This window comes from Nocardia testacea NBRC 100365 (genome assembly GCF_000308775.1).
GTDB classification, from domain to species: domain Bacteria; phylum Actinomycetota; class Actinomycetes; order Mycobacteriales; family Mycobacteriaceae; genus Nocardia; species Nocardia testacea.
The window spans coordinates 1-8,417 of sequence record NZ_BAGJ01000169.1 but is presented as its reverse complement, the minus strand read 5'-3'; the positions used below and the strand labels follow the sequence as shown (position 1 = coordinate 8,417).

Annotated in this window: 8 protein-coding genes and 1 pseudogene; 7 read left to right on the top strand and 2 right to left on the bottom strand. The window is 68.3% G+C overall.

Features of this window, described 5'->3' with window-relative positions:
• The 5 genes from ON38_RS22805 to ON38_RS22785 all read left to right on the top strand — a co-directional run.
• A partial coding sequence (locus tag ON38_RS22805; protein WP_039826976.1) for an ROK family protein occupies positions 1-344 on the top strand: 344 nt, incomplete at its 5' end.
• Positions 345-414: 70 nt separating this feature from the next.
• On the top strand, positions 415-1,152 hold the full coding sequence (locus ON38_RS22800) for a phosphoglyceromutase (RefSeq protein ID WP_039826979.1): 738 nt from the start codon (positions 415-417) through the stop codon (positions 1,150-1,152).
• A gap of 236 nt (positions 1,153-1,388) precedes the next feature.
• A complete protein-coding gene (locus ON38_RS22795; RefSeq protein WP_039826975.1) occupies positions 1,389-3,440 on the top strand; it encodes a CocE/NonD family hydrolase in 2,052 nt (683 codons plus the stop codon).
• Positions 3,441-3,718: 278 nt separating this feature from the next.
• A complete protein-coding gene (locus ON38_RS22790; RefSeq protein WP_039826974.1) occupies positions 3,719-4,951 on the top strand; it encodes a sensor histidine kinase in 1,233 nt (410 codons plus the stop codon).
• A complete protein-coding gene (locus ON38_RS22785; RefSeq protein WP_039826973.1) occupies positions 4,948-5,637 on the top strand; it encodes a response regulator in 690 nt (229 codons plus the stop codon). Before ON38_RS22790 ends, ON38_RS22785 begins: the two co-directional genes overlap by 4 nt.
• 9 nt (positions 5,638-5,646) lie before the next feature.
• On the opposite strand, the gene ON38_RS22780 is transcribed toward ON38_RS22785, so the two are convergent.
• Positions 5,647-6,000, bottom strand: coding sequence for a hypothetical protein (locus tag ON38_RS22780; protein ID WP_051165077.1), 354 nt, complete (start codon positions 5,998-6,000; stop codon positions 5,647-5,649).
• A 12-nt stretch (positions 6,001-6,012) separates the two neighbouring features.
• Positions 6,013-6,879 (bottom strand): DUF3109 family protein, encoded by an 867-nt coding sequence (locus ON38_RS22775; protein WP_051165078.1) that lies wholly within the window; start codon positions 6,877-6,879, stop codon positions 6,013-6,015.
• 128 nt (positions 6,880-7,007) lie between these two features.
• Here ON38_RS22775 and ON38_RS22770 point away from each other — a divergent pair, with 128 nt between their 5' ends.
• Complete coding sequence (locus ON38_RS22770; protein WP_039826972.1) at positions 7,008-8,036, top strand: Ppx/GppA family phosphatase; 1,029 nt, start codon at positions 7,008-7,010, stop codon at positions 8,034-8,036.
• Positions 8,033-8,417, top strand: a pseudogene (locus ON38_RS22765) (hypothetical protein); the annotation flags it as partial. The gene ON38_RS22770 and the pseudogene ON38_RS22765, both read left to right, overlap by 4 nt.

Genomic DNA, 8,417 nt, shown 5'->3' with positions numbered 1-8,417 from the left:
GATGGGCGCGGGAGCAGGCGTGGACCGGCGCGACCGGCGCGGAACTCGCGCGCGACGCCCGGGCCGGCGACGCGATCGCGCGGGCCGCGTTGGCGCGGGCCGGTACCGCGCTGGGGACGGCGATCAGCTCGGCGGCCGCGCTGCTCGATGTGGACACGGTCGTGGTCGGTGGCGGTTTCGCGGAGTCGGGAGAACTTCTGTGGGCCCCGCTGCGGGCCGCCGCCGCGCGGCATGCGGGCCTGGATTTCATCCGGCGGCTGCGGGTGGAGCCCTCCCGTCTCGCGGAGGGCGCGACGCTACACGGCGCCGCCGTACTCGCGGCCGGTTCGTCCGGGTCGGCGTAGCAGGCGGCGGGCCGCCGGCCGGCCCGAGGGGTACGCACAGCCGCTACCGGGCCATGGCAGGATGGCCCGCATGACGAACACCCTCGTTTTGCTGCGCCACGGCGAGAGCGAATGGAACGCGCTGAACCTGTTCACCGGCTGGGTGGACGTGCATCTCACCGACAAGGGTGTCGCCGAGGGCAAACGGGCCGGTGAACTTCTGGCCGAGCACGGCATCGCGCCCGATATCGTCTACACCTCGCTGCTGCGCCGCGCGATCTCGACCGCGAATATCGCCCTGGACGCCGCGGATCGGCACTGGATTCCGGTGGTGCGGGACTGGCGCCTCAACGAGCGCCACTACGGCGCGCTACAGGGGAAGAACAAGGCCCAGATCCGCGACGAGTACGGCGAGGACCAGTTCATGCTGTGGCGGCGCAGCTATGACACCCCGCCGCCGCCGATCGAACTCGACAACGAGTACAGCCAGGCGAGCGACCCGCGCTATTCCGATATCGAGGTCCCGCGTACCGAGTGCCTGCTCGATGTGGTGAACCGGATGGTCCCGTACTGGGAGTCGACCATTTCGCGGGAACTGCGCGGTGGAAAGACCGTGCTGGTCGCGGCGCACGGTAATTCGTTGCGTGCCCTGGTCAAACATCTCGACCAGATCTCCGACGAGGATATCGCCGGGCTGAATATTCCCACCGGTATTCCGCTGCGCTACGAATTGGACGACGATCTGCGTCCGGTCCGGCCCCGGGAATACCTGGATCCGGAGGCCGCCGCCGCCGGTGCGGCTGCCGTCGCGAGCCAGGGCGGCAGGTAGTCCGATTCATCGCGCCGCGACCCGAAACGGGTTGCGGCGCTTTTTCGTACGGTGCCGGGAATCGCCGGATTCTGTGATCGGAAACCGAATACACCGATTCGCGTTGTGCTGTGCCACTGACCCGGCTCGGAATCATCGGAAAGGCCTGTTGCCAGCCGGGCCGATTCTCGTTACCCGCCGGTAACGCTGTGTAAGCTCTCGAACGTCCGATCAGTCCGAGAGATGGATCACGACCGATGAAGTTTGTGATACGAGCCACGGTGGCAATGGCCGCCACGGTGCTGCTGGCACCGTTGCTCGGCGGCAGTGCCGGTGCCGCGCCGGCGGTGTCCGGCCCCGACGGGGGAGCGGCCGGGGCGCAGTGGGCCGCCACCTACGACGGACCCCAGCAGTACCCCGGTATCAACATCACCTGGGATGTGCCGATCACCATGAGCGACGGCACGGTGCTGAAGGCGAATGTGTACCGCCCCGCCGATGCCGCTTCCCGGCCGATCGGCACCCGGATGCCCGTCCTCGTCAATATGACGCCGTACACCAAACTGGTCTCGAACCTGATCGACCACATGGGGTCGGTGCCGGGGCTCTCCGATGCGGTCTCCCAGCTGGCCCGGGATATCGATATGACCGGCACCCCGCTGTCCGGTCTGACCGATCTCACCAAGGCGCTCGGCGGTGGGGCCATGCGTAATTTCGCGGTCGATCGGCAACTGGTGAAGAGCGGGTACGTCCAAGTGGTGGTGGACGTCCGCGGGACCGGTTTCTCCCAGGGTGTCTGGGATATGTTGCGGCAGCGCGAACAGGCCGACACGGTGGAGGTCATCGACTGGGCGTCGCGGCAGCAGTGGTCGGACGGGCAGGTCGGAATGACCGGCATGTCCTACTCCGGGATCAACCAGCTGCAGGCCGCCGAGAAACACCCGCCGGCGTTGAAAGCCCTGTTCCCCGTGGTGCCGGGTAGTGACCTGGCGCAGGACGTGCTCATGCCCGGCGGCGGCTTCGGCTTCGCCTTCATTCCGCTGTGGATGACGCTGATCAACGCGACCAAGTGGGTGCCGGATGTGCAGTCTATGGTGAACGGCACCTTCGATCAGCGGTGGCTGAGCGACCGGCTGTCCTCGCCGTTCACCTACCTGGATGTGTTCCTCAACGCCTACACCACACCCCGCGTGGAGGATCTCGATCCGCGGTTGCAGGAGATGATCCGGGGCGACAGTCCCGACCGGCAGGCCTGGCTGGGCGATCCTTCACAGATCGAGGTGCCGACCTTCGTGACCGGCGGCTGGCACGATCTGTTCACCTACTCCGAGTCCCAGGTCTACAACGCCATGCCGGTGCCGCCGGGGCGCAAGCAGCTGCTCATGGGCGATACGTATCACATCAATTCCGGCAGCGAATCCGGTCGGCCCGGGCTGCCGCCGCGCCTGGACGTACTGCAGCGCGCCTGGTTCGACAAATGGCTCAAGGGCATCGACAACGGTATCGATCGGTACGGTCCGGTGACGCTGCGCCAGCAGGGCGGCGGCTGGGTGACCCGGGACGGGTTCGGCGAGAGCGCGCCGGCGGATCAGGCGGCCGAGTACCGGCGGATGTATCTCTCGGCCGCACCCAGCGGCACCGGCGGGCACAGCGTGCACGACGGGTCGCTGGCGGCGGTCGCCGACAGTTCCGCCCGGTTGACCGTCGCGCCGGGACTCACCGGACTGTGCTCCAACGACGGCGGGCAGGCGACCGCGGGGGTGGTCGCGGTGATCAACGCCTGCGGCGCGGACTCCCGGATCCAGGAGTCGAACGGGCTTACCTTCACCAGTACCCCGGTGACCGAAGCCGTCGAGATCTCCGGGCCGATCGCGGTGCATCTGCAGACAGTGCAGGACGCGGCCGACGGCTACTGGTCGGTGACGGTCAACGATGTGGCGCCCGACGGGCAGTCGCGGGTGCTGTCCTCGGGTCAGCTGATGGCCTCGCTGCGGGAGATCGACGATTCGCTGAGCAGCCGGTCGCCCAACGGCGACTACACCGACCCGCGGCCGTACACCACGCTCGAGAACCGGCGGCTCACGGTGCCCGGGGAGGTGACCACACTCGATATCGCGGTACCCGCGATCGAGGCGAAGCTGGAGCCGGGGCATCGGCTGCGGGTCGATGTCTACGCGGGCAACGCGCCCAAGGGGGTGCCGCCGCTGCCGATGCTCCTCGACACCGGGCTGAAGCCGCAGCACGTACAGCTCGACCCGAACCGGCCGAGCTTCGTGAACCTGCCGGTGCGTGGCGCTCCCGGTTGGTGAACGGCGGCTGATCCCCGGTGCGCCGGGACGCGCCGGGGTCGACGCCCCCGGCGCCGACCCGCTGGGTTCTTCTGCTCGGCACGAACCCCGTTGCGTCCCAGACGCAATGGGGTTCGTATGCGTTCCCGGACCGGGAACACGCCCGGGAAGATCGAAACCTGTTCGCTGCCGAACAACGCGTAAACGCCCGGCGAACGACGACGGAATCGCCCGTGACCTGCACGAAACTTCACCGACCCCGGGTTTGTTTACGCGTCGTCGACCGTACGATTCTTGATGTGAGCGTTCCCCAGGCCGTACTGCTGGCAGTCCTGGCGGCTGTTGTCGGACTGGCCGTCGGTGGACTCGTGATCCCCTATATGAACGCTCGGCAGGCGCAGCGCCGGCAAGCCGACTCCGGCCTCACCATGTCGCAGGTCCTGGACCTGATCGTGCTGGCCTCGGAAAGCGGTATCGCCGTGGTGGACGAGTATCGCGATGTCGTACTGGTCAACCCGCGCGCCGAAGAGCTCGGTCTGGTCCGCAACCGGCTGCTCGACGAACGGGCGTGGGTGGCGGTGGAGAAGGTCCTGGCAACCGGGGAAACGGCGGAGTTCGACCTCACGGCGGACAAACCGACACCCGGCCGGGGGCGGATCGCGGTCCGCGGCCTCGCCCGGCCGCTGTCCCCGGAGGAGACCAGCTTCACGGTGCTCTTCGCCGACGACGATTCCGAACAGGCCCGGATGGAGGCCACCCGCCGCGATTTCGTCGCCAATGTGAGCCACGAGTTGAAGACCCCGGTGGGGGCGATGAGTCTGCTGGCCGAGGCACTACTGGAGACCGCGGACGACCCCGACGCGGTCCGGCATTTCGGCCAGCGCGTACTGGCCGAATCCAGCCGTCTCGGGAAGATGGTCACCGAACTCATCGCGCTGTCCCGGCTACAGGGCGCCGAGAAGCTCCCCGAACTCGAGGTCGTCGATGTCGACACGGTGGTCAACCAGGCGGTGGACCGGTCGCGGACCGCCGCCGAAGCCGCCGGGATCACGGTCAGCACCGACCGGCCCAGCGGGCTCGAGGTACTCGGCGACGAAACGCTGCTCATCACCGCGCTCTCGAATCTGGTCGAGAACGCCATCGCCTACTCGCCGCGCGGCTCCCATGTATCGGTGAGCCGGTCGGTCCGCGGCTCCTATGTGGCGATGGCGGTGACCGACCGCGGCATCGGTATCGCCAAGGACGACCAGGAGCGGGTCTTCGAACGATTCTTCCGCTCCGACAAGGCGCGCTCCCGCGCGACCGGCGGTACCGGACTCGGCCTGGCTATCGTGAAACACGTGGCCGCCAACCACAACGGTGAGATCACCCTGTGGAGCAAACTCGGCACCGGCTCGACATTCACGCTGCGCATACCCGCGCATCAGGAGGCCGACGGCACCGCCGCCGGTCCGCCCGTGCTGACCAAAAGAGAAACCAGCCCGCGCCCCTCGGGTCCGGGCCGAACGAACGGTGTGGAGGCACGCAGATGACCAGTGTGTTGATCGTCGAGGACGAGGAGTCGCTGGCCGATCCACTCGCCTTCTTGCTGCGCAAGGAAGGTTTCGAGGTCACGGTCGTGGGAGACGGTCCCTCGGCGCTCGCCGAATTCGACCGCTCCGGCGCCGATATCGTCCTGCTCGATCTGATGCTGCCCGGGATGAGCGGCACCGACGTCTGCAAACAGCTGCGCACCCGCAGCGGGGTGCCGGTCATCATGGTGACCGCGCGCGACAGCGAGATCGACAAGGTGGTGGGGCTCGAACTCGGCGCCGACGACTACGTCACCAAGCCCTACTCGGCGCGGGAGCTGATCGCCCGGATCCGGGCCGTGCTGCGCCGCGGCGCCGGTGACGAACTCGATTCGGGCAGCGAGAACGGTGTGCTGGAGGCCGGTCCGGTGCGGATGGACGTGGACCGGCACACGGTGCTGGTGAACGGCAAGCCGGTGACGCTGCCGCTGAAGGAATTCGACCTGCTCGAATACCTGCTCCGCAATTCGGGCCGGGTACTGACGCGCGGCCAGCTCATCGACCGGGTGTGGGGCGCGGACTATGTCGGTGACACCAAAACCCTCGATGTACATGTGAAACGACTGCGGTCCAAAATCGAGGCCGATCCGGCCCGGCCCGAGCACCTGGTCACCGTGCGCGGATTGGGATACAAACTGGAGGCCTGACCGGGTGGTTCAGGGGAAGTAGACCCAGACCTCGCCCATCGGCGTATCGCTGCGGTGCAGCGGTGCCCAGCCCAGACCGTCCTCCTGGGCGCAGTCGTAGAACGGCACCGCCGCCCCGTCACCGCGGCAGACGATGCTGCGCCCGGTGCCGTGCGGGCTGAGCACGAGATGCCGGCCCGCGTCCCGGGCCGCCAGCGCGTTGGGATCACCGAGCGGGATGAACTCGGCGGTCCGATCGGTGAACTGATGCGGGTCGGCCGCGGGTTCGGCGCCCGCGTCGCCAGCGGCCGCCGCGCAGGCGAAGCCGATGATCATGATCGCCGCCGTACCGGCCGACCATCGCGTCCAGGGGCTGCGCGCCATGCTGTTCTCCCGTTATCGCAGGTCGAGTCCGAGTATTCGGGTGGGGCGTACCGCTCGGCCGTGCTCCTTCTCCTCCTTGGTCCGTGCCTTGCGCCGGGCCCGGGTGGTCGCCGGATGTTCCGCACCGACCCCCGAACCCGGCCGGCTCCGCAACTGCCGCTCGAGTTCCTGGTAGGCCGGTTCACCGATCAGCTCGATCAGTTCGGCGCGGTAGGTCTGCCAGACCGGCCGTTCCCCGATATGGGCATCGGGCGATCCGGAGCAGTACCAGTCCAGATCCACCCCGCCCGGGCCCCAGCCGCGGCGGTCGTACTCGGTGATCACGGTCCGCAGGATCTGCACGCCGTCGGGACGGTCCACCCATTCCTGGGTGCGGCGGATGGGTAGCTGCCAGCACACGTCCGGTTTCACGGTATGCGGTTCCAGGCCCCGGCGCGCGGCCATGACGTGCAGTGCGCATCCGGGGCCGCCCGCGAAATCCGGCCGGTTCTGGAATATGCACGCACCGTCGACCCGGCGGGTGCGCTCGGCGGGCTCACCGTCGAGTTCGTCGGTTTCCAGATAGGTCTTGCGGCTGATCTTGCCGTTTTCGTCACGCGCCTGGTCCATCAGCTGCCAGTCCTCGGCGGTCAGCATCTTCACCGCCCGGCGCAGCCGCTTGCGATCGTCGTCGTCGGAGAGGAACGCGCCGTGTGTGCAGCATCCCGCGTCCGGCATATCGGCCAGAATGCCCTGGCAGGCGGGGGTGCCGAAAACACAGGTCCAATGAGAGGTCAGCCAGGTGAGGTCGGCCGCGATCAGATGTTCGTCGTCGGCGGGGTCGACGAACTCGAGCCACTCGCGCGGGAAGTCGAGTGGTACTTCCCGGCTCGGCCGCATCTTCGGCATCGGAAGATCGGTCGGAGCGGGGACGGAGTCGTTCGCGGCAGCGCCTGACGTCACAACCCTCAACGCTAACACCACAACCGGGTCGCCTGGCGTTCAGGTTCACCAAGTACCGTGTCCGTGTGCGTCTAGGTGTCCTCGATGTCGGAAGCAACACCGTTCACCTGCTGGTGGTGGACGCGCATCGGGGTGGCCATCCCATGCCGATGAGCTCCACGAAAGAGTCGTTGCGGCTCTCGGAGAACATGGACGACGGGGGCCGGATCACCGAGGTGGGCGCCCAGAAACTGGTCGATACGGTGGCCGACCTGGCGAGTCTGGCCGCCACATCGGGATGTGCGGAACTGATGGCGTTCGCGACGTCGGCGGTACGTGAGGCGACCAACTCCGACGAGGTCCTGGGCCGGGTGCGGGCGGAGGCCGGCGTGGATCTGCGCGTGCTCGCCGGGGTGGACGAGGCCCGGCTGACCTTCCTGGCGGTACGCCGCTGGTACGGCTGGAGTGCGGGCCGGATCATCAATCTCGATATCGGTGGCGGCTCGCTCGAGGTGAGCAGCGGCGTGGACGAGGAACCGGAGGTCGCGCTGTCGCTGCAGCTGGGAGCCGGTCGGCTGACCCGCAAGTGGTTACCGGAGGACCCGCCGAGCAAACGGCGAATCGGCATCCTCCGCGATTGGCTCGCCGCCGAGATGGTGGATCCGGCCAAACAGCTCGCGGAAGCGGGTAGGCCCGATCTGGCGGTGGGTACCTCCAAGACCTTCCGTTCGCTGGCCAGGCTAACCGGCGCGGCGCCCTCGGGCGCCGGTCCCCGGGTCCGCCGGACGCTGACCGGTTCGGGCCTGCGGCAGCTGATCGCGTTCATCTCCCGGATGACCGCTTCCGATCGCGCCGAACTGGAAGGTGTCAGCGCCGATCGGTCGCAGCAATTGGTGGCGGGAGCGCTCGTGGCCGAGGCCGCGATGCGCGCGCTTTCCCTGGATACGCTGGAAATTTGTCCGTGGGCGCTGCGCGAAGGGCTGATCCTGCGCAAACTGGATACCGATATGGATGGTGGACCACTGACTACGAGCGCAGCGAACGCGGCGGCCGGGAACGGTTCGACGCCCGGCGGCGCGAGGTCGGCGGGCCCGATCGAAACGGTGCCTTCATGAGCAGGAACTCCAATCAACTGTCGGTGGCCGAGCTGCTGGCACGCAACGGCGCGCAGCCGGCCTCCGGCGGTGGCCGGCGGCGGCGCGGCGGACGTGGCCTCTCGGTCGACGACCTGTCCGGTGACCTGCCGGTCGTCGAACGCAACGGTTCGGCCCACGCGGCTCCCGACGAAGCCGACGAGGAGTACCCCGCGTCCGAGGCGGGTGATCCGGGCGCTACCGGCTTCGGGGCGCAGGACTATGGCGGCGAGCCGGTTTCGTATGCCGCCCCGGATCCGAACAACTCGCCGATGTCGGGCCCGATCACCGTCTACAACCCGCTGGAGCCGTATCCGCCGGCCCCCGGGGGTGCTCCCACGCGGCTGGGCGACCCGGACCCCT

Excerpts from the sequence above, each read along its gene's own strand:
- ON38_RS22800 (WP_039826979.1), top strand. The coding sequence starts at position 415 with ATGACGAACACCCTCGTTTTGCTGCGCCACGGCGAGAGCGAATGGAAC.
- ON38_RS22795 (WP_039826975.1), top strand. The coding sequence starts at position 1,389 with ATGAAGTTTGTGATACGAGCCACGGTGGCAATGGCCGCCACGGTGCTG.
- ON38_RS22775 (WP_051165078.1), bottom strand. The coding sequence starts at position 6,879 with ATGCGGCCGAGCCGGGAAGTACCACTCGACTTCCCGCGCGAGTGGCTC.
- ON38_RS22785 (WP_039826973.1), top strand. The coding sequence starts at position 4,948 with ATGACCAGTGTGTTGATCGTCGAGGACGAGGAGTCGCTGGCCGATCCA.
- ON38_RS22780 (WP_051165077.1), bottom strand. The coding sequence starts at position 6,000 with ATGGCGCGCAGCCCCTGGACGCGATGGTCGGCCGGTACGGCGGCGATC.